19 protein-coding genes are annotated in these 18,754 nt (G+C 53.4%); 1 reads left to right on the forward strand and 18 read right to left on the reverse strand.

What is annotated here, in order from left to right; translation table 11 throughout:
- Window positions 1-624: 624 nt before the first annotated feature.
- From ACY2RQ_RS18225 to ACY2RQ_RS18285, 13 genes are all read right to left on the reverse strand, one after another.
- Entirely contained in the window at window positions 625-2,541 is a 1,917-nt protein-coding gene (locus tag ACY2RQ_RS18225) for a hypothetical protein (protein WP_490114432.1), read from the reverse strand.
- 113 nt (window positions 2,542-2,654) lie between these two features.
- A complete protein-coding gene (locus tag ACY2RQ_RS18230; protein ID WP_490114433.1) occupies window positions 2,655-3,242 on the reverse strand; it encodes a hypothetical protein in 588 nt (195 codons plus the stop codon).
- A gap of 10 nt (window positions 3,243-3,252) precedes the next feature.
- Window positions 3,253-4,311, reverse strand: coding sequence for a hypothetical protein (locus tag ACY2RQ_RS18235; RefSeq protein WP_490114434.1), 1,059 nt, complete (start codon window positions 4,309-4,311; stop codon window positions 3,253-3,255).
- Entirely contained in the window at window positions 4,311-7,850 is a 3,540-nt protein-coding gene (locus ACY2RQ_RS18240; protein WP_490114435.1) for a hypothetical protein, read from the reverse strand. Before ACY2RQ_RS18240 ends, ACY2RQ_RS18235 begins: the two co-directional genes overlap by 1 nt.
- A 13-nt stretch (window positions 7,851-7,863) precedes the next feature.
- The gene (locus ACY2RQ_RS18245; protein ID WP_490114436.1) at window positions 7,864-8,259 is read right to left on the reverse strand and encodes a hypothetical protein; all 396 of its coding nucleotides are present in this window, start codon (window positions 8,257-8,259) and stop codon (window positions 7,864-7,866) included.
- Window positions 8,259-10,667, reverse strand: coding sequence for a tape measure protein (locus ACY2RQ_RS18250; RefSeq protein ID WP_490114437.1), 2,409 nt, complete (start codon window positions 10,665-10,667; stop codon window positions 8,259-8,261). Before ACY2RQ_RS18250 ends, ACY2RQ_RS18245 begins: the two co-directional genes overlap by 1 nt.
- Window positions 10,668-10,696: 29 nt before the next feature.
- Window positions 10,697-11,446 (reverse strand): phage tail tube protein, encoded by a 750-nt coding sequence (locus ACY2RQ_RS18255; protein ID WP_490114438.1) that lies wholly within the window; start codon window positions 11,444-11,446, stop codon window positions 10,697-10,699.
- Window positions 11,447-11,462: 16 nt separating this feature from the next.
- Window positions 11,463-11,915 carry a hypothetical protein gene (locus ACY2RQ_RS18260; RefSeq protein ID WP_490114439.1) on the reverse strand — a complete coding sequence of 151 codons (453 nt, stop codon included), beginning with the start codon at window positions 11,913-11,915 and terminating at the stop codon, window positions 11,463-11,465.
- Entirely contained in the window at window positions 11,908-12,393 is a 486-nt protein-coding gene (locus ACY2RQ_RS18265) for a phage virion morphogenesis protein (RefSeq protein WP_490114440.1), read from the reverse strand. The genes ACY2RQ_RS18260 and ACY2RQ_RS18265 overlap by 8 nt, the downstream gene beginning before the upstream one ends.
- A gap of 11 nt (window positions 12,394-12,404) precedes the next feature.
- The gene (locus tag ACY2RQ_RS18270; protein ID WP_490114441.1) at window positions 12,405-12,818 is read right to left on the reverse strand and encodes a gp436 family protein; all 414 of its coding nucleotides are present in this window, start codon (window positions 12,816-12,818) and stop codon (window positions 12,405-12,407) included.
- A gap of 8 nt (window positions 12,819-12,826) precedes the next feature.
- Window positions 12,827-13,753 carry a hypothetical protein gene (locus ACY2RQ_RS18275; protein ID WP_490114442.1) on the reverse strand — a complete coding sequence of 309 codons (927 nt, stop codon included), beginning with the start codon at window positions 13,751-13,753 and terminating at the stop codon, window positions 12,827-12,829.
- 48 nt (window positions 13,754-13,801) lie between these two features.
- A complete protein-coding gene (locus ACY2RQ_RS18280; RefSeq protein ID WP_490114443.1) occupies window positions 13,802-14,155 on the reverse strand; it encodes a capsid cement protein in 354 nt (117 codons plus the stop codon).
- Window positions 14,152-15,246 (reverse strand): hypothetical protein, encoded by a 1,095-nt coding sequence (locus ACY2RQ_RS18285; protein ID WP_490114444.1) that lies wholly within the window; start codon window positions 15,244-15,246, stop codon window positions 14,152-14,154. The genes ACY2RQ_RS18280 and ACY2RQ_RS18285 overlap by 4 nt, the downstream gene beginning before the upstream one ends.
- Before the next feature lie 175 nt (window positions 15,247-15,421).
- Between ACY2RQ_RS18285 and ACY2RQ_RS18290 the strand changes: the two genes are divergently transcribed.
- Window positions 15,422-15,757: a hypothetical protein gene (locus tag ACY2RQ_RS18290; protein WP_490114445.1), complete on the forward strand. Its 336-nt coding sequence runs from the start codon at window positions 15,422-15,424 to the stop codon at window positions 15,755-15,757.
- Here the strand turns inward: ACY2RQ_RS18290 and ACY2RQ_RS18295 are convergent.
- From ACY2RQ_RS18295 to ACY2RQ_RS18315, 5 genes are all read right to left on the reverse strand, one after another.
- Window positions 15,750-15,968, reverse strand: coding sequence for a hypothetical protein (locus ACY2RQ_RS18295; RefSeq protein ID WP_490114446.1), 219 nt, complete (start codon window positions 15,966-15,968; stop codon window positions 15,750-15,752). The genes ACY2RQ_RS18290 and ACY2RQ_RS18295 overlap by 8 nt on opposite strands.
- A 161-nt stretch (window positions 15,969-16,129) precedes the next feature.
- A complete protein-coding gene (locus tag ACY2RQ_RS18300; RefSeq protein WP_490114447.1) occupies window positions 16,130-16,429 on the reverse strand; it encodes a hypothetical protein in 300 nt (99 codons plus the stop codon).
- A 53-nt stretch (window positions 16,430-16,482) separates the two neighbouring features.
- A complete protein-coding gene (locus ACY2RQ_RS18305) occupies window positions 16,483-16,704 on the reverse strand; it encodes a hypothetical protein (protein WP_490114448.1) in 222 nt (73 codons plus the stop codon).
- 348 nt (window positions 16,705-17,052) lie between these two features.
- Window positions 17,053-17,409: a hypothetical protein gene (locus ACY2RQ_RS18310; protein ID WP_490114449.1), complete on the reverse strand. Its 357-nt coding sequence runs from the start codon at window positions 17,407-17,409 to the stop codon at window positions 17,053-17,055.
- 27 nt (window positions 17,410-17,436) lie between these two features.
- The coding region (locus ACY2RQ_RS18315; protein ID WP_490114450.1) for an RHS repeat domain-containing protein at window positions 17,437-18,754 on the reverse strand (1,318 nt) is incomplete at its 5' end.

An 18,754-nucleotide genomic window follows, 5' to 3' on the forward strand; every position in this document is an offset into this window, starting at 1 on the left:
TTTGAATATCTCACCCTTTTAGCCCTTCTACTGTATCCATGAGCCTTATGTGAGGCTTTATGAAAATATGTCAGGTTCTATGACCCTTGTTTGCCTGAACCACGGCGGGAATTGAACCCGTACTCTGCCCTAAATAGCCCATTTTTCGCGATGCAGGGTTAGGCAGACGCTGACGTTTTCATGCGGATTAATGTTATATAAATTAGTTGGTTAGCTCTGTCAGGCTTGAGAGTAAAAGTCCGTGTCCTTCTGCCTCAGTCTGTTACTCAAAGGCACTTTTCTGCCACCTTTTTGGATGTCAGGTCATACCCCTACCTCATGGTCTGGTAGAGTTGGGACTTCATGAAGTATTCCTCTCTCTACCAACACTTTCCTCCCCACCTCAACACTCTTCCCCTGTGCCGTTATGGTGCTTCCATTTCGTAATGTAATCGTACTGGTGCCATTGCTGTTATGGCTGGTCACGGTGCCAATAATCCGTGCCGGTCTTGGCAATAATTCCGTGAAATTCTTCCAGATATTGACGCTGGACATCATGACCTCCCTGCTAGGGTTAAAAGGCATCCATGGTAATTACATGAATTCTTGTGAAAGGGACATTGCCGGCATCTCAGCCGGCATTTTTTATTCCTTCTGGTAATGGCGCTCCAATTGGATAGTCTGCACAACTCTCCCCGAGCCACTGCCAGCTGACCGAATGCTGGTGGACAGGCAAACAGCTATCCAAGGCCCGGCAACTTCCATTACCTCCACCAGCCGATTCGGCATCACCAGTCCTGGTGGTTGCCCCTTGGCGGTGAGCGGTATATCCATGGTGACGATGGATTGCTGCCCACCTTCACAGAGTAAATTCCGGCCTCGCTCTTTATTCACATCCACTTCCGTCAGCCAGTCCTCGACGATATCCGGTGCCGGGTTATCTCCTGCAGAGCCGGTGCGTTTCACCTCAACAGCCACACCTGTATAAGTGCCCGATACATACACAGCGTTGTACTCCGGCTCCGGCCTCCACTCCACGCTCATGGTCAGCACCATGCTTTCAGGAATGGCATGGTCGATAGGCGTTGTGTCTTCCAGCCAGTTCCATGGACTTATACGATAACGAGGCTTCAGAACCAGGGTGTCGGTATCAGGCTCCGGCAGCAAAATAGCTCCCGCTGTTGTCGCTACTCTGGCCACCACCTGAATAGGGGTCTCATCCACATAGGAGAAGGTGCCGCCCGGGAGAATCCAGTCCGGTGTATTCCATGACTCGGTGCTATCCCATGTCAGGGTAAAGCCGGTGTTGGTGAGTTCAGCCTGCGCTGCCTGTTTGGCTGAGATATTGTTCGCTTCAGTCTTGCTGCGCCGGGGAGCATAAGGTGCGCCGAGCAGCTTGGTACGACTCTCACCAGTGATGGTGTAACGCTCATTATTGAAAGAGCGCTCGGTGTCATAACGGTCAACTAGGAAGACCCAGCCCCAGCCATTGATAGTGACTTTTATATCCTTGGTGCCGTTGGCATCAGGAGCCAGCAGGTTGAGGGTCGATTTGTCTGCAACACTGGCAGACAGCTTCCATGTATACGAATCCGCATCCAGCTCGATGCCAATATCAAACAGCTCGATAGGTTCGTTATCAGGCAGGCGCACAACATTGATGGTGTTCATAAGCAGATAACTCTCCATGTCATCCGGAGTGGGTGGCTCCAAAGGCAGTGGTTCAACCTTGCTGCCATAGACCACCAGCTTTCTTTTATCCTTGATGCGCTCATAACGGCCTTCGCCCCAAGGCAAAGCCGAGCGTAAGTCCATCTTCCGAGACTGCCCCCATGGAAAACCAGGAGCCGCATCCTTGGGTTGCACTGGGTGCAGAGCAATACGGCCATCAAACCGAAACCACAGCTCTGGCACCTTATCCGGCACATACACACCACTTTGCTGCTCCCTTGAAGAGAAGCTGAAAGCCAGCCCCGTTGGGGGATCAGCCCAGAGCGGTGGGTTGCGGTGATCGTTAATGCGCCATTCCGGCCCGGTGGTATCCACACGAAACCATGGCCCGGCATAGGCTTGGTCTTTGGCCGGGGGTTGGCCCCACAGGGCCGCTGTGTTGCGTTCGCCGGGAAGGGAGGCCTTACGCCAAAAGGCTGGAATGGGAGCCGGGTCAATGGCCCGGGTACTGCCCCAAGGGCTGGTGGTGGTTGCCTGCTCCATGGTTGGAGTACTCCAGCTGCTGGCCGTCCGGTCATCCTTCACCGGCACACTGTCCCAGACCAGATCCTGGTTAAGATCTGGCACAAGATCAGCCTGCTGAAAGAGTCCCTGGTTATCTGCATCCCGGGGTTGCCCGTCCTGCCACAAGGTACCAGTTTCGACAGAATGCGCTTTGCCTCGCTCCCAGCTGCTGGATGCTTGCATGGTCAGTGCTGGAGGAACGGGATAATCAATGTCTTGGCTGGTGGTGAAAAACAACTCCAGTGCAGCCGCACCCTTCGGTGGGGTGTAGGCCCGCCCGGTGAAGGTAAAGATCAGGGCATCGCCCACTGGCAGGGTATACGTCATGGCTCAACCGAACAGCAGATACAGAATCAGGCTAACGACATAGCCTGTCATCAGCCCACGCTGAAAACCGTTGTTCCACACCTCCTGTTGCATGCTCTGCTGTGGCATTGTTATCAATCCTTGGTTTTCGATTCTTGTTTAGGGAGTGGCTGCACAGGCCCGTGGCAGATAGGCCGGTAATACTGTCTGGCCCGGAAGGTGGCGGTGCCGCTGGTGCCGGTGTTACTGCTGCCGTTATCGACCCACCAGTTCGGCTCATCGTTGCCGGAGATTCCCGCAGTGATGCACACATAAACGAAGCCTTTGTACTTATCCGGGTCTGCCGGATGCACCACCGCATCTTTTGCGTAGCTGGTGTTGGGTTTCCATGTTTCCCCATAGTCATCCAGCGCAATCACCAGCACAGGCTCACCGAAGTAACCTACATCCATACTGAAGGCACCATCGTTAGCTTGGCTGGTGCCACTAGCCAGCACGATGCGCTTCTGGCCCTCGTTGGGAATATCCTGTTTCAGGTAAGAAACCGCCAGCAGCTCCCGGGCAGCTGGGAAGCCGCTGACTTCTACGGTGCCTGCGACGTAACGCAGGATGTCATCACCGGAAGGAACATCGAGCACCACATTACTGCCGGACGGTGGCGAGTTGGCTGATGGCCCGGCCAGTACAATCGCTCCACCATCTGGCGTATAGAAAGTGGCCATACCCTCTCCCTTATGATGTTGGTTGAATGACGGGAGCCGGTTTGACTGGCCCGGTCACAATCGGTGGACGAATCTTTCTGGCTTCAAAAGTCGCCGTTCCACTGATGAGCTGGTCTGTCGGCCATGACAGTGCAGGCAGAGGGTCTGCCGTTGTCCCTGCCTGAATACAGATATAGCGGTATCCATTGCCTGCTTCAGGGTGAACAATGTCGTCCAACACATAGGCGGTGGCTGGTTTCAAAGGTTTCCCAACATCGTCATAAGCCAGCACCAAGACCGGCACGCTGTATGGGCGTGTGCTGATATCAAAAGTGCCATCATTTTCGTCACTCAGTGCTCCACCAATCAGGCCGTGATAGATGCCATGAAAGACCCTCACACTTCGTTGTTCCGGCTGGCCGTCTACAGTGGTCACGCCTTTGACTTTGGTAATACTGGAATAGTCGTAGGTGACATTTTTCAGGGTTGGGATATTACCGTCCTGCTTATCCCAGACAGTGTCATTGAGGTTGGGATAGCTGCTGGCCAGTAAAATATCTGTAGCGGGAATCACGGTGTAAGCCGCATTATCAATAACCGCTTGTGTGGCACCACAGGTTACATACACATCAACAATCGTCATGCCTCCAAACCCGTTCAGCGTTCCACCACCAGAGATCACGCTTCGTTCAAAACGCCTGTAACCTGTGCCACTAGACCAGGATATGGTTGCAGTGTTCTTGAAGTGCAGCCGGACATCGTAAAAGCGCATTTCCAAATTGCCGTAGGCCAGATCGTTAAAACCGCTGTCGATCTCCATGAGGATATTGCTGACATAAAAGCGCTTGGCGTAACGGGCAATGTTGCCCACAAAACTAACGTTGGAGACTCGGTGCCCAGCTCCGTCCAGATAGATGGCCATGTTATTAAAGATCTGTGGAATGGCCGCCATTCCGTCCATATCAATATCATTGGTGAGCCGGTAGTACTTATAGTTCCCATTGTTCACGGCAAAGACGTTAAAGAAGTCCTGTGGCGTAACAATTAAGAACGGGTCTGCTTGGGAGCCACTTCCTGTTGCAAATGCCATCAGTCTGCATCTCCTCTCACCTGCAAGGTGAACTTGTCATCCTGTCGAGTCCCTTGCCCGGCCAGTGTTGTCCGTACCAGCCAGAGCGGAGCCAGTGCCCCTTCGGTATCAAACCGCAGTACATTGCCGCTGACCCAGCCTGATCCCCAGCCGTCCTTATCAATTGTCCAGTAAGGGGTGTTGGTTTCCGGATTCACCGGAGCCGCATTGGAGGACACCGAGCCTGCCCCGATAATCCCCAGCTTCTCCTCCACAATCTGGAAAGCCGTGGTGCTGGTAAACACCAGTGCCCACTTGCCCTCGATAGCGCCCTTGTTGTTGATGGCGATGGGATAGTTCACCAGATTGTATTGCGCTGTGGTGGCAGCTCCCTGTCCAACGGGTGACCAGTTGGGTAAGCTGCTGCTCCATGTGCGCTGGGTGAATATGTGTTTGGTGCGAGCCTGCAGGTCGCCATACACCACCGCCGAGCTCACGGTTGTGTCCACCGGGAAGTCCCACGCCAGAGGCGCAATAATCGACAGGTCACCATTGATCTGCACATCGCTGACCACACTCATCTGTTCAATCCGGTCGAGCACTTTCAGAGGCGGTACAAGTGCGGTGTCGCTGGCATCATTGAGCACCAGGGGGTCGGCAAAAAGAATACTGCCCGCATCACGGTTGATAGTGATTTGATCCGGTTTGATGGGTGTATCGTTGCTGTCCACCACAGCGATACTCACCTGATGATCCCGGGGAAGGTTCACGATCTGCCCGGCTGTCGGTGTGCCTATATCGGTCGAGGCGGTATGGCCGAGCACCACCACATCTCCTTCCCGGTAAATGGGCACACGGCCATCGGCTGGCAGGCGCACTGGGTCGAGGCCAATCAGTCGAGAGTCCATGGGAATACTTGTGAGGACAATGGTGTTGTAGGTCACCGTCTGAGGCATCACGAAAATGGGGTCTCCATTGGTGTCCTCAAAGGAGATGTCGCACCAACCATTCTGGCTGCTGACCTTGCCGTCCATCTCATCACTGGAGATGTTGCCGTTAAAGTCAGCCTGCGCTGAGATGCGCTCGCCAGTATCCGCCCGGTTGGCCCACACCTGAAGAGATCCTGGTCGAAGGGGAGCACCGGGTGCCCGAAAGGCTATTTTATCAATCTCCATACCAGCCCGGGTGGTGGCCATGGCATCGATAACCAGAGTGCCATTGGCTCCATCCGGGTAAGAGGTAAATGTTGCCAGTCCTCCGGTGTAATCAATGGTGCCCACCGCTGTTCCCGCATTGGTCTGGGTGCTGATGTCTTTGTAGAGCGTGCCGTCCCGGTCAAAGTAGGTTGCGCCGCCCCACGTAAACACCAAACTCCCCGGCAACATGGCGTCTTCAATACCGGGCAACAAGTCCACCGTCATATCCGGCGCATCAATGCTCTCATTATGGGGAACATGATTCAGGCTGTTGCTCTGCGCCCGGCAGATAAGGCCGCTGCCATTGAAGCCTTCCACCGCTGATGTCGTTGTTACGTTGGTGTAACAGCGCCATGCCCCCCTGCTAACAGTGGTGTGGTAGTACTCATAGTTCTCGGTCACATTCAGGGTGAATGCGCCAGTGGCATAGTCGATGGTGCCTGTACGCCCGCCCCATTCTCCGTTGCCATTGTCGTAGACTTTGCGTGTCAGGTTATAAGTGGCATTGACTGTGCCACCGCCAAACCTGCGAGAGCTGGTACTGCCCAGCCTGTTAACAATCCATTCCAGCGACACACTGCCTGCCAACAGTGGCGCTCCCGGGATGGTGCCGCTGAACAGACCGGCTCCGTCTGGTTGTCCGCTGATAGAGGTATTGGTAACCGCCCCTTCTTCATACGTCAGGGTCAGGCTGGTGCCGTTATCGGGAATGTTGTCGGGCACAATGGAGAGTATTCCATCGGCATAAAAGACTGTGCCTACCTGCTCCTGTGAAGAGCCGCCCTGCAGGACACCTTTGCCATCATCGGTGATGGTCTTGGTTTGTCCGCCCACCAGATAAGTGACCGTCACGCTCCCGGGTTTCACACCGGGCTTATCAGTCACATAGCGAACTTCAAACTTCCCGGGAGTCACAGCTCCTTCCCGAACAGTGGTTTCTTCGTCGATTTGCAGCTTGTAGGCAACGATAATGGAGCTGTCCGGATCGGGCATCGCCTTGAGAGTCACCTGCGCTGCGCCAGTGGCATAATCCACGGAGCCTGTGCCTGCCCCAGTCAGCTGGCCATTGCCTGAGTCCACAACGTCATACCACTTCCCCAGCGCCAGATAGCTGATGCGAAGGGTACCGGGATAGGGTTTGCCATCATTACTCCCATAATCGAAGGTGTAGTTCAGGCCTCGGTTTTGAATGGTGATCGGCAGCTGGCCCGACACCAGAGTGCCAACCAGGACTGCGGCAGGGTGGTAAACCGCAGAGGCTGAACTGGTAAAGGAGCCGGTGGTTTTCCAGACATCAATCTGGCCACTCTCGTAATCAATGGTCAGCTTCTCGAACGGGTTGGTGCCGCCACTGTGCTGAAAGGTGCCATCACCGGCATCGGTGTAAGTGCCGCCGCCAATGCTGAGAGTGATTGACCGTTGCAGTGCCCCGGTCTGCAGAAAGGCCCGGGACTGGTTTCCGGCAATCAAACCAAAAGACAGTGTCACACTGCGGGTATCGGACGAGCTTTTCCGCATAACCCGTCCCACGGCTGCACCATCCTGGTTAATGAGTGGTGTCTCGCTGCGGGCACTCGGCACAATATCGCCATACACGCTGCCGACTTTGAAGGTCAGGTCACTGGAGGAAGCCGCTGCCACCAGCTTCTGGGTGCCATAGTATTTCGCTGCATCAGCCACCTGTGTGGTCTGGATGCGAGTGTTCGGCACACCATTCTGTGGTTCGGTGCCTCGGGGAGAAGGAATACCGCCCGGGAAGGTGAACTTCAAAGGAGCTGAGATACCCAGCGCCAAGCGCCTGCGCTCAAAGTCCACATAGGTGTTGGTATCTGAGGAGTAGGTGAAGGTTTCGATTGTGCCCTCCACCTTGGTGATACGAACATACTGCTCCTCACCTGTGGCCTCAATCAGCAGCCGGTACACCTCACCAATCTCCGGCAGGCGTTGTTCTTCACGCTGAATCGCCAGCAGGCTGCGCTGGCCCACCAGCTGGTTACCCAGCAGTTGCCAGCTGGTATCGGTGGCAGGCACCACATAACTTTCTATGCGGTTGCGGGCATCACTGCGTTCGTCATCCTGACTCTCGGTGTTGAACAGCACCACGCCCACACGCTCATCCTCCGGAGCGGAAGTGAGAATGGTATGGGCACCGAGGTAAGGGTCATTGTTGTCAGTCTCCACGCCCAGATACACCTTCCGCATGGACACATCGCCCACCGTCCGGTCAATCCGGCTGATATCCCGAAACAGGTTATTCACCTGTCCATCGACCACCACATGTCCGGTGGCCCGGCCCCCACCATCATCCTCGTCGGTGAGCCGCTGGGATTCATAAAGTTTGATATCTTCCCTGTTAATAGCCATGAAACAGTCCTTATTATGACGACGGATCGGGAGCCACAGTCAGTAGTCGAATAACTACGGCGTAATAGTCCTGGTTCTCCGGCTTACTCAAAGGCAGTACCTGATTCGCTTGAATGGGTGAGCCATCCTGCCGGTCAAAAATCACCGTGAACTGGCGACCATCGGGAACAGTGAGTGCCATCTTCTTGTTCACGACTTCGGTCAGGGCATAAAGCGCTTCCAGTTCAGAGCGGGTGACCCAGCTGTTTTCACCATCCCCCAGCGCAATCGGTCGGCCATAAGTCTTGGCCTGCTCAGAAACCATGAGCGCACCGGTCAGGGTGCGTTCGCTGTCTTGGGCGATGGGTGACCAGTCAAACTCGTTCAGCCACAGGAAGTTGTCGGAGAGAGTGATTGTGTCCAGTTGCATTAGGTGGCCCTCGCACCAGAGGCTTTCAGTGCCCGCAGCAGCTTGCCTTCATCGCCGCCACGCACATTTACATTCACAGCACCACCGGGATACTCCAGCCTGATAACTTTGCTGGGAGAATCAGGACGTTGCCTTTGGGATTCGTTGACGGGTGTCGCTTTTTTCGTGCGCTCTCTGTCCCGCTTCTGATTCTCAAACTCTTCCTTTTGCCGTTTTGCTTTGGCCTTCTCGAACACCTGATTATTGAGACGCAGGGCTTCCTGCAGGTTGTTAACGGATGTGGTATCGCCGCTGCCCTGTGCCTGCTCTAATTTCTGCTGCAGTTCCCGGCGACGTTTTTCATAGCGACGGCGTTCGATGGCCTCAGTGTTACCTTCCAGCTGATCCAGTTCATTTCGGAGGCTATCAAGAGTGGAGCGGGTACTGTTCTGCAGGCTCTCCATACGGCGCTCGGCTTGTTCCAGAGCGCGATTAAGGGTCTGCATATCCTGATCACTGAGTAGGTTAAGTTCATCAGCGGCCTTACGGGCAGAGCCAGCAAAAGACTCTGCGGAAATATCTCCGTTCTCCCAGGCCTGCATTAACTCCTCAAAGGCGAGCTTCTGCTCCAGAAAGGACTCTTTGACCTGAAGTGACCGCTTCTGGGTGTCATACATCCATTCCCCCAGCCCGGTGCTATCCAGTCCATGGAACATCTGTCCCATGGCATTGAGTTCAGTGTTGGTCTGTTCCAGATTGGAGCGCAGAGCTTCAACATCATCAGTCAGGGTGCGAGGGTCGGCCTGGGTGATACCGTTCAGGTTCTCAAAGGCTTCCAGCGCAGCGCCAGATAGCCCAGCCATTTCATCTTTGAGTGCGCCCATGTGGTCCGCCATGGCCTGTGCGATGGTAGTGCCGCCTGCCATCTGTTCACCGGAGGCTTCCGATGCCTCGCCCACATCTTTGAGTGATCTACTGGTGTCGTCCGCCTTTTCGGCCAGGTCTTCATACTGCTTTTTGGCCGCTTGTGTGGTCTCGATGGTGTTGCGTTGTCGCTTGTTCTCGCTCTCTTCTACCTTCTTGTTGCTGGCTTCAATACTGGTGGCTTCTTCCTCGATGTTCTTGGCGACATCCTGAACGATATCTTTGACCTTGGGGGACTCTTTGCTGAGGGCATCACCAATGGCCACATAGCTGGCCTTCACCTTGTTGGCATCCTTGGCCACGCCATCGGCAAAAGCCGCCATCACTGACTGGGTGCCTTCGCTGAAGGTACGGATCTTCCCTTCCAGCTCATCAAAGCCCAGAGCACCGACAATATTGGCCGCAACTGAAGAAATCTGTGCAATAGCGCCGGTGATAAACGTCGCAGCACCTTTAACAACTAGGGAGAGGCTATTGAACAGCGCCTGCACTCCATTACCGATGACTTGAAAGGTTGTGATCACGCTACCGGCTGCGTCCACAATCTTCTGGAAGCCAGAGGTGGTGCTGTTGACCACATCATCGATAGTCAGGTTGGTGAAGAAGGCTTTGATGCTTTCAGCTATGCCAATAAAGGTGGCTGAGATATTGGTCGCCAACTTTTGCAGCTTGCCGTTCTCTGCAAGTTCATCGAGCTTGTTCCCCAGCGCTGAAAGCTGGGCTTTGATGTACTGCGTCCAGCCCGCATCACTGACAGCCTTCTGGAATAGCTGCCACCTGTCCTTCATGTTGGAAATCAGACCGGACAGGGTCTTCATGTTTTTCAGCGCTGCGCCCTGTGAGCTCTTGCCTATCTCGGCCACCAGCGCCTTAATCACATCGGTGCCGAGCTTTCCGGCCTCCGACAGTTTCCGCAGCTCATTAACATTGCGTCCGGTCGCCTCGGTCAGCAGCTCCCAGACCGGGACACCGGCTTCAATCAGCTGCCGCAGTTCTTCCCCCTGCAGCTTTTGTTTACCAAAGGCCTGACCCACAGCCAGAGAGATTCGCTGCAGTCGTTCAAACTCACCACCGAGCTTGGCGTTCTGATCAACCAGGGCGAGCAGGGTACCGTCCATGGGGTCGATGCCAAAGTTCTTCAGCCGGATAAAGGCTTCGGACACCTGCTCCAGCTGCAGAGGGGTGGTCTTGGTGAAATCCTTAATCCATTCGGTGGCCTGATTGCCTGCCTCGATGCTGCCCATCAGGGCTTCCATTTGGATACCGAGGCGTTCGTACTTATCGCCCACCTCCAGCACCGAGCGCATCGCTCTTTGCAGAGCGTAGATACCCGTCACCGTCAGGATGGTGTTGCGAATGGAGCGGCCCAGACGACCAAAGGCACCGCTGGTGCCCTCTGCATTCTTGCCCACATCACGGAGCCGGGCAGAGAGTTTTCGCAGGGTGCCCTTGGCTAAATCCTTAGCCTTGATGACTATGTTAAGAGCCTGATTGCCTCTGGCCATACGTCACGTCCTTGTGACGGGGGGGATCGTTATACGGCTTGAACAATCCGCATGAATTTGGAGAGTCCTGCACCTGTGACGGAGGGATCAGAGAGGATCTCAAATTCCATGGCCGCTTCTGCGAACTCATCACCGATGAAGGCCAGCCCGGAGACAGGGGAGAACTTCAAACGGTGGATGGTGATGTTCACAGGCTTGCCTGATTGCGCTTCGTTCAGTCCATCGAAATACAGCTGAAACTCTTCACCAGCTTTCACCAGCGCTTCCAGTACCTCGGAGGCATGCTTGGTGTAGGTGGCTTTCACACCGGCGTTACTGATCTCAGCGCTTTTGACGATGAAGCCGTTATCGGACAGCTCATAGTCATCGCCTTCGGTCAGTGCCGAGTCATCGGAGGCATCCTTGAGGGTGATGGCCTGGCCCTTATCGGGGATGGAGCCAAAGGGCACAAACTCACCAATGGTGCCGCTGGCATCCAGCTGCTCATCGGTGACGGCTGTACCACCGACAACCTTGGTGACCGCAGCTCGCAGTGCCGGAGCAAGGTTGGCGGCCATGATATCCAGGGCAGTGATTGCGCCGGTGGCATCGGAGATAGAAGACACACTGTTGGAGTTACCTCCGCCAGGACGGGTGAAGTCCTTTTGGGGCTTCTTGTCTTCTTCAAAGGAGACGTCCAGCTGTGAGCAGTTTCCGAAATGGAAAAAGCCGGTGGAGCCTCCACGCAGCTTCAGGTACACGTTACCTTTGCCCATGTATGAGCGATCAACACGTTGCATAATCAGTTCCCTCTGTTCATGTTTCTGAGTTGGATTGCTTAACGAGTTGCTCCCAAGAAACTCCCCACATGGCGATGCCCTTACGGTCGATCTCTCCGGAATACAGGTTCTCTGCTGAGATATTTTTGGGTTCCACAGGCATCAGGAAGTCACTGTCGAAACGACAAAACGGCAGCAATGCAATCAGCTTCTCGGTGATCTCCAAAGCAAACCTGTGTCGGTCGGACTCCTTGCTATCACTGCAGATCACATAGACCGCCATCAGCAGTCGGCTATCACGCCATCCATGGCCGGTGATTGATAAAGCCGGTGCCTGCTCGATAGAGACTCGTACAGCTCTTTTTTTCATCAGCAGCTTGGCCAGCTCGGCCTCGGTAAACCGTCCCGGGTGGCTCTTGGTGTCGGTCACCTCCGGAGCCAGCTGCTGCTTGATGTATTCGGTGATGGTGTCCAGAGCTTCGTTAAACATTTCGTGAACCTCTGGTCGCAACATCTTTCACCCATTGGGAGATGGTGTTCTGAATCAGGTTTACCTGTCGCTGTTCGATACCCATGATGGGACGTGCGGGAATCTCTACCCGTTTGGCAAAGACCGTTTCGTTGGCTCCGGGAAAAGCGAGGGCTTTCTTTTTCTTGGGGATGATTACAGCGCCAAACTGGTGGGTGCGGGCATAAAAGACATTGGTGCCGTACTGCACCTCATCCTTGCCGACGGCATAGGTAATGCTGTTTTTCAGGCGGCCTGTGTCGGAGAGAATACGGCCACTGCGAACTTTCAGCGGTTCCCAGGGGGTTCCGTCCGGCCCATGCTGGCGGACGAAGTTCATCTTGGTGTCATTCACCAAAGCACGACCCAGCCTGCGGAAGAGGGGTGTCCTGTAGCTGTACAGGTTCACTGTCTCCATCAGGTTTTGAATATCCTGTTGTGCCTGGGTGAGTGAGAGCATCAGTGTCCTTGTTAATAATCCTTCAGGCTGTCCATGGTGAAGGTGCGGTTATCGAGGTTGTGGCTGCTGGCTATGCCGATACCGGGTTGCTGGTGGCCGATATCGAGTCGGGCTTTGCCAGTGCCTAAATCCCTCAGGGTTTGCACTGCGCGGGTGTAACGCTTTTCGACTTCTTCCGTCACCCGGTTATCCATTAACAGATATCGAGCGATATCTGCGCACAGTCGTTGCACCAGATCAGGAGTGGAGGGCAGAGGCAGGGTGTAGCGAGCCGCCAGATAGGAGTTAATCTCCTCGGTGGCGTCCGCAAGGGCTTGTTGCAGAACACTGGCATCGACAGAACCTGTATCGTCCCGGTCGGTGAGGGCAAGAATCTCATCCTGACCAAACCGGGACTCCATGCCTGCCTGATTGCAGTAAGTCATACTGCTTATCAGGCGGGAATGACGTTTTCCAGGAAGTAGGCGACATCGTTACAGATCACCATCTCCTGTACCGACTCACCTACACGAATCACTTCACCACCGCGCAGACCGATATTGCCGTCCGGGCGAGTGCCGGAGACCCGACCGCCATGTTCAGCGGTAAAGCCAAAGGTCACGCCTTTATTGGGACGGGCACTGGGGTTGCGGTAGAGCAGGGAGCAGTGGTTGGTCCAGAGTTTTTCCAGCACCATATCCTGTCCGGGGCGCGAAGCATTGTGCTGGGCGGAGCCGATCAGGATCTGGTCCAGCTCCAACAGCTCCCGAATAAAACTCATGGGTACAAGGCCATCGTCGGCCAGTGTGCCGTGAAAGGCCCGCACTACCGAAGGATTTCGACGGAGAGTGGTCGCTGACTTACGTCCCAGCACCATAACGTTTGGACGTTTAATCGGGGTTTCCAAAGCATCGATCAGCTGCACCAAAGGCTTGCTGTCTTTATGGCTCCACTGGTCGGTGGTGGTGAGCTTCTCTTTATGGGCGTAGTTATCCTTGTTCTGAATAATACTGGAGACACGCTTCTCCCGATCCAGGGCAATGAGTTCTGCCAGCAGCTCAGTGGAGTTGCCGCGAGGGTCGAAGTTGGTGTTACGGGCGTTATCGATATCTTCCTGTGGAATTTCATCTTCCAGACCGTAATCGACAATCATGCCGGACTCTTCGGTGCCGCCAAATTCCACCACATTGGGGCGGCCTTTACGGCCTACCAGGGTATCGGGAATGGTGAAGCGGTCTTCCTTGTTGTAGCGGGTCCACTTGAACTCGCGGGCACCGACGGGCACACGGGGCATCACCCGGTCGGCAATAAACTCGTCATTACGGTAGGCAATGGCGATAGCGGTAAGCACCGGATTGGTAACGAACGGAGCTGTGGCCATAGGTTCTCTCCTTGTAACCTGTATTCTTTCAGTGCCTGAAGCTTGGACTTAACCGTGGGCAATCAGGATAGAGGTGTGGTCACCGGCGAGGGCATCTTCCATGGCGATACCAATCACACGGTCTGTCGGGGCTGAGGCTTTGACCACAGCAGCATCGGTATCGCTGGTCAGTACATCGCCCTTGGCAATATCACCACCGGCAATAGCCTCGGTAATACCGCTGAAGATCACATCAACCCGGCCATTGCTCTGGCTGCCGATCTGGGTGCTGACACCGATCAACGCCTGGTCAGCCGCTGTCGCCTGTTTTACGGTCAGTTTGCCGGTGCCAAAGGTAATCAGGCAACGTCCGCTGATTTCGCCCTGGGCGTAGAAGGTTTTAATCAGGCCATCATTTCTCATGCTTGCGCCTCCCTGCTGCCCGTATTGTTCTGACCTTTTCCTTCCACCACCGCATTCACCGCTTCAGTAATGGAGATCATCCGGCCTTTCTGGTTTTCCTGTTCTTGATAGGCCAGCGCCTGATGAGCCAGCTCGGCGCTATCTTCCGGTTGTTTCTGCTCGCCTTCATCTGCGGAGACTTCCCGAAACTCCACCTGTTTGGGCAACTGGTTCAGGAAGGCCTTCATAAAGGCGCGCTGGCTATGTTTTTTCTTCTCGTCCCCTTCCCCAAACTCAACAACACCTTCTTCGGTTTCCAGAGTGGCCATAAACTCAGCAAGCGCCGCCTTTTGAGCGGGCAGAACCTTTCCGGCCTGAACAAGACCCTCGAGATCCGCTGACAGGGTGCGAATAGCCAGTGCCTGTTCACTGGCCTTGATGCGGCCTTCTCGTTCGGAGAAAGCTGATTCCTTGTTTTTTAGGGATTGCTCCCGGTTTTTAAGCTCGTCTTCATTCATGCCTTGGTTCCCTGATTGAGGAGAGGATTGAGGAGAGAGTTGAGAGGTGCTTTGAGAAGAGGGTGGAGGTTCTTTTTGTGCAGTGGCTTCAGAGAAAGTTTCCCGCAGCAGCTCACGAAACTGGGCCAGCAGAGAAGGGGAAATCTGGTTTTCTGGCAGGGCGCAGGAGAACTCCACGACGCCAGTTTCCCCTTCATCAAAGGCGATATTTTTTAAACCTTTAATGGCCGGAGGCTGTGCTCCGAGAAAGCCGACATGGCGCAGGTAATAAACGCCCGGCGTCGGATTATTGGGGCTGTCAGGCTGATAGAAGCTGGCGGAGACTTTTTTATAGCGCCCGGATTCCACCAGCTCTTCAAACTGTGGGTCGACCTGATCGGGTTTGGCGGTGAGGTTGTTGTCGGAGAAGGAGAGCTGTTTGATCCAACCCCAGGCCGGGCCATTGCTTTGGGGATGACCGATAACGATGGGCGCTTCGTGAAGACTGGGGTTATAAGCGGCGGCGGATGCCTGAAGGGTAGATTCGGAGAACTCGGCCTGCTGCCCCTGGCTGTCGGTATGCTGGCCGGTTTTAAAAATATGGATGCCTTTCATCAATGGATTCCTGTGACGTACAGGTTTGAGTGAAGAAAGGGTTAATTCGTTTTAACAATCAAAATAATTCCAAAATAATCGTTATTGCGTTAACTTGATTGAGGAAACCAAAATAATAAACAACCCGTATATGGAAGTTATGGAGAGGAGCAAGAAGGCTTGAATGGAGATGGCTATGAATAACACAGCACTGCTGGCCCTGAGTGATTACCTGAAAATGACCCAGGCGGATATCAGTTTTCGGGGATTTTTAATTATGTCGCTGTTGTATGAACAGGGGCAAATGACCCGTGAACAGCTGGCGGAGGCTATGCACTTCTCAGTGAGCGGGCTTGATACTCACCTCAAGACTCTGATGGCGAGACGTAATCACGCAAGGATAGGGGTGGCAGGATTTGTTGTGTATTCCGAGGCTTCACGGCTGTTGTCGTTAACTCTGGAAGGGCGGGGTTATATGGAGATGATTTATGGCCGTGATGCCGGTCACTCCAAAAAGCGGGTTGTTAATTAATTGTGTTATCCAGCTCGCTGGTATCGATTCCCATAAACTCGGCGATCTGCTTGAGTTCGTGCTTGATATGGGCCGCTGAGCCTACGTGGCTATAGTTGATTTCTTCGGGGCTGTGGCCTAAATGGTCTTCGGCAAGGGCCTGCATGTTTTGCAGCAGTTCGTTAATCTGGCCAATGTTGCTGATAAATTCGTTAAGGGCTTTGTCGTTCATTTGTGGGCTCCTTTTTGGCTCTCTTTTGGTACGGCGTTGCGTTCGCCTTTGGTGTGTTAACCATAGGATGACGTCCGCAGACATCCAGTGAGAAAAGGGCCGTTTTTAACAACAAAAAAAGGGGCTAAAAAAGCCCCTGTGTGCAACCTGTGGCCTTGGATTTATAGCCGGGGGCTGACTTTGCGAAGGGTATAGAAGGCCACCGTGCGGCCTTTCCCGGCGTTGTCGTCCAGCAGGTAATCCCCCCGGTCGTAACGTATCGCCTTCAGGGCTTTTTCCTCGAATTCGACCGTTTCTTTGGCAGTTTTCAGGGTTGCCTTCCAGCCGCCTATGCAGTTCAGGCCGCCTTCTTTCACCGGCTGGTCGTCAATACGCATTTCATAGGGCTTGTTCAGCATACTCTTGAAGTTTTTAACGATAGTGGCTGTGTCCGCCTGCGTGGTTGGTTCTGCTTTAGCCATGGTGGTTTACCTCCCTCTGCTCTGGTGTTAGTGCTGTTATGGCAGTGTTCACATTAGGATGGTGTGGCCGGAAAGCGAGTGGATTCCGCTTCTTTCTGCAGTTGGGCGGTGAGGCGACTGAGTTCCTCCAGATCGGTTTCTTCCGGATCTTCGCTGGGATTAAGTAGCTGTTGGATATTCAGGCACAGATCGCGATACCGGGGCTCATGTACAGTTTCGCTGAGGGTAGGGTAACGAACAGCTTCAATGGCGTAGAACATGGCATCGACGGCCATGGCGCGGTGTATTTCGGCCTGCCAAGGGTAGGAGGTATTGGGTGCGTGGTAGGGAGTGACTCTGGGAAGGAAGGAGCGGAGTGCTTGGAGGGATGGGGATTTGATGACGAGCAGGCTTGCGTTTGTGGGGTGTTCGACTAACGACACCATGCCGCTATGAGTGAAGATCCACATGTTGGGCACTCCTTTGCTATCGGGTGTGTGACACGATACCAAAGGAGTTGATGTTTACAAGGGTTGCATTATTTAAGGGAAGGGATCAGTTACGAAATGTACCTGACCCTATATCTCATATCTCTATCTATAGAAGAACTAAATAATTGCTTATAGTTTGTCGCATAAGAAAGGTTAGAGGTTTTCTATTTTTGCTATATGCCGTTTATGGGCTTCTATCATCAACTGAGACGGCCTCGGAATGAAAGAAAAAATATCAGTAATAGCATCTAGCCTTGAAGCATTGTCCAATTTATCAACACTGTAAGCAGAGATCTCTGCCTCAAGCAGACTCAAAACTTCTTCTTCAGTCATGTTTTCCATTTGGCTACATAAAGCTACTGCTATATGTAGCGTATTTTCTCTAATTTTGTTTAAACCATAGGCTAAAGATTTCTTTGTTATGAGACTACTCTCGATCAGCTGATCTAGTTCATCCCAAATTAAATTGATCTCATCTTTATAAGATATGTACTCGTCAAGTATTTTCATGAGAAAACCAAAGTCAGATGTTGATTATTAAGTGCAAAAATTGTCATCTTCAGGACAAAACTCTAAAGCTCTATCAATTTCCTCTATCTTTCGCTTAATCCTATCAATCCTCACTTTATGACTTTTCACTTGAGCTTGATTACTAAACCCTCTACCTTGTCTAGCTTGCCCTGCTTTTTTATTATTTATTTGCCTATTCAAAGCTTCTTCCATAACTTTCTTCTTTCGGCGGTTTTCATCACAATTGTCTTTACCCCCATTTATAGGAGAGTTCAAGACCTCATTCTCCAACCAATGGTTATCTCTATCATTTGACCACTCGTCATGAGTCAAATTATATATAAGAACTCCTAAACTTGAAGTACCAAATGCATATCTAACCCCGGCATTAATGCCGATATTCAATACCCCTCCAATTCTCCATCCCACGCTAAACGCAAGTCGTCCAGCGTGAGCTGCAGTTTGTCCATATGGGTCAGCATAATTAAATGGGTTGTTATGTACATAAGAGTATGTATTTGGGCCATCATCTAATCCAACTGGATCACTTTGCACATACCGCCCTGTTCGCGGATCATAATCCCTGAAGTAGTTATAGTGCAGCCGGGTTTCTTCATCATAGTACTGCCCCGGAAAGCGCAGGTTAAAGGTCACGGTCTGGCCATCACCGTCCACATCACTGTTAATGGTTGAGACGCCAAACGGGCTCATTCGGTTTTCCCAGACCACTTTCCCGGTACTGTTGGTCAACAGTTGCGGGGTACCAAGGTGGTCATTATGAACCGTGTAAAGTTTTTCCTGTGTCTGGGTGTTGTCGATATAGGCCAGAGGGGTGCTGCCGAGGTACATATACTGGCGTTTCACCTGGCCGGTGGTTTGGTCAATCTCAGCCAGGAGCTGGCCGCTGGGGCTGTACAGGTAGGTAGTGATGCTTCCATTCACACTCTTTTGAATACGCTGCCCCAAAGCGTTGTACAGATACTGGGCGACAGTACGAGTCTGGCTCTGTTGTGCGGGTTGGGCCTGTGTGTCCCGCACGGCTTCTGCCAGCCGGTTGTTGTCGGCATAGCGCAGGGTTAGGTCAGACTGCCCACCGCTGGTCTGGGTGATATTGCCATTCTCATCGTAGCTGTAGTCGGCGGCACCGGCGCTGAGCAAGCGGTTACTGTCCGAAGCATAGCTGTAACGAGTGCTCTTGTTGTTTTGCTCCAGCTCTAACCGGTTACCCACCGGGTCATACTGGTAGCTGTTGTTGCCGTAGCCTCCTTCTGCGGAGGTGAGGCGGTTCAGCACATCATAGCCCAGCGTCTGGTTCTGGTTTTGTGCCAGCTGGTCGGTGATGGCG

Source organism: Parendozoicomonas sp. 209JJ7-1 (assembly GCF_058147085.1).

What these genes read in the sequence shown, in the direction of transcription:
- ACY2RQ_RS18270 (WP_490114441.1), bottom strand. Translation starts at nt 12,818, where the DNA reads ATGACTTACTGCAATCAGGCAGGCATGGAGTCCCGGTTTGGTCAGGAT.
- ACY2RQ_RS18265 (WP_490114440.1), bottom strand. Translation starts at nt 12,393, where the DNA reads ATGCTCTCACTCACCCAGGCACAACAGGATATTCAAAACCTGATGGAG.
- ACY2RQ_RS18280 (WP_490114443.1), bottom strand. Translation starts at nt 14,155, where the DNA reads ATGAGAAATGATGGCCTGATTAAAACCTTCTACGCCCAGGGCGAAATC.
- ACY2RQ_RS18235 (WP_490114434.1), bottom strand. Translation starts at nt 4,311, where the DNA reads ATGGCATTTGCAACAGGAAGTGGCTCCCAAGCAGACCCGTTCTTAATT.
- ACY2RQ_RS18310 (WP_490114449.1), bottom strand. Translation starts at nt 17,409, where the DNA reads ATGAAAATACTTGACGAGTACATATCTTATAAAGATGAGATCAATTTA.
- ACY2RQ_RS18285 (WP_490114444.1), bottom strand. Translation starts at nt 15,246, where the DNA reads ATGAAAGGCATCCATATTTTTAAAACCGGCCAGCATACCGACAGCCAG.
- ACY2RQ_RS18240 (WP_490114435.1), bottom strand. Translation starts at nt 7,850, where the DNA reads ATGGCTATTAACAGGGAAGATATCAAACTTTATGAATCCCAGCGGCTC.
- ACY2RQ_RS18305 (WP_490114448.1), bottom strand. Translation starts at nt 16,704, where the DNA reads ATGGCCGTCGATGCCATGTTCTACGCCATTGAAGCTGTTCGTTACCCT.
- ACY2RQ_RS18260 (WP_490114439.1), bottom strand. Translation starts at nt 11,915, where the DNA reads ATGTTTAACGAAGCTCTGGACACCATCACCGAATACATCAAGCAGCAG.
- ACY2RQ_RS18290 (WP_490114445.1), top strand. Translation starts at nt 15,422, where the DNA reads ATGAATAACACAGCACTGCTGGCCCTGAGTGATTACCTGAAAATGACC.
- ACY2RQ_RS18250 (WP_490114437.1), bottom strand. Translation starts at nt 10,667, where the DNA reads ATGGCCAGAGGCAATCAGGCTCTTAACATAGTCATCAAGGCTAAGGAT.
- ACY2RQ_RS18295 (WP_490114446.1), bottom strand. Translation starts at nt 15,968, where the DNA reads ATGAACGACAAAGCCCTTAACGAATTTATCAGCAACATTGGCCAGATT.
- ACY2RQ_RS18230 (WP_490114433.1), bottom strand. Translation starts at nt 3,242, where the DNA reads ATGGCCACTTTCTATACGCCAGATGGTGGAGCGATTGTACTGGCCGGG.
- ACY2RQ_RS18245 (WP_490114436.1), bottom strand. Translation starts at nt 8,259, where the DNA reads ATGCAACTGGACACAATCACTCTCTCCGACAACTTCCTGTGGCTGAAC.
- ACY2RQ_RS18275 (WP_490114442.1), bottom strand. Translation starts at nt 13,753, where the DNA reads ATGGCCACAGCTCCGTTCGTTACCAATCCGGTGCTTACCGCTATCGCC.
- ACY2RQ_RS18300 (WP_490114447.1), bottom strand. Translation starts at nt 16,429, where the DNA reads ATGGCTAAAGCAGAACCAACCACGCAGGCGGACACAGCCACTATCGTT.
- ACY2RQ_RS18255 (WP_490114438.1), bottom strand. Translation starts at nt 11,446, where the DNA reads ATGCAACGTGTTGATCGCTCATACATGGGCAAAGGTAACGTGTACCTG.
- ACY2RQ_RS18225 (WP_490114432.1), bottom strand. Translation starts at nt 2,541, where the DNA reads ATGACGTATACCCTGCCAGTGGGCGATGCCCTGATCTTTACCTTCACC.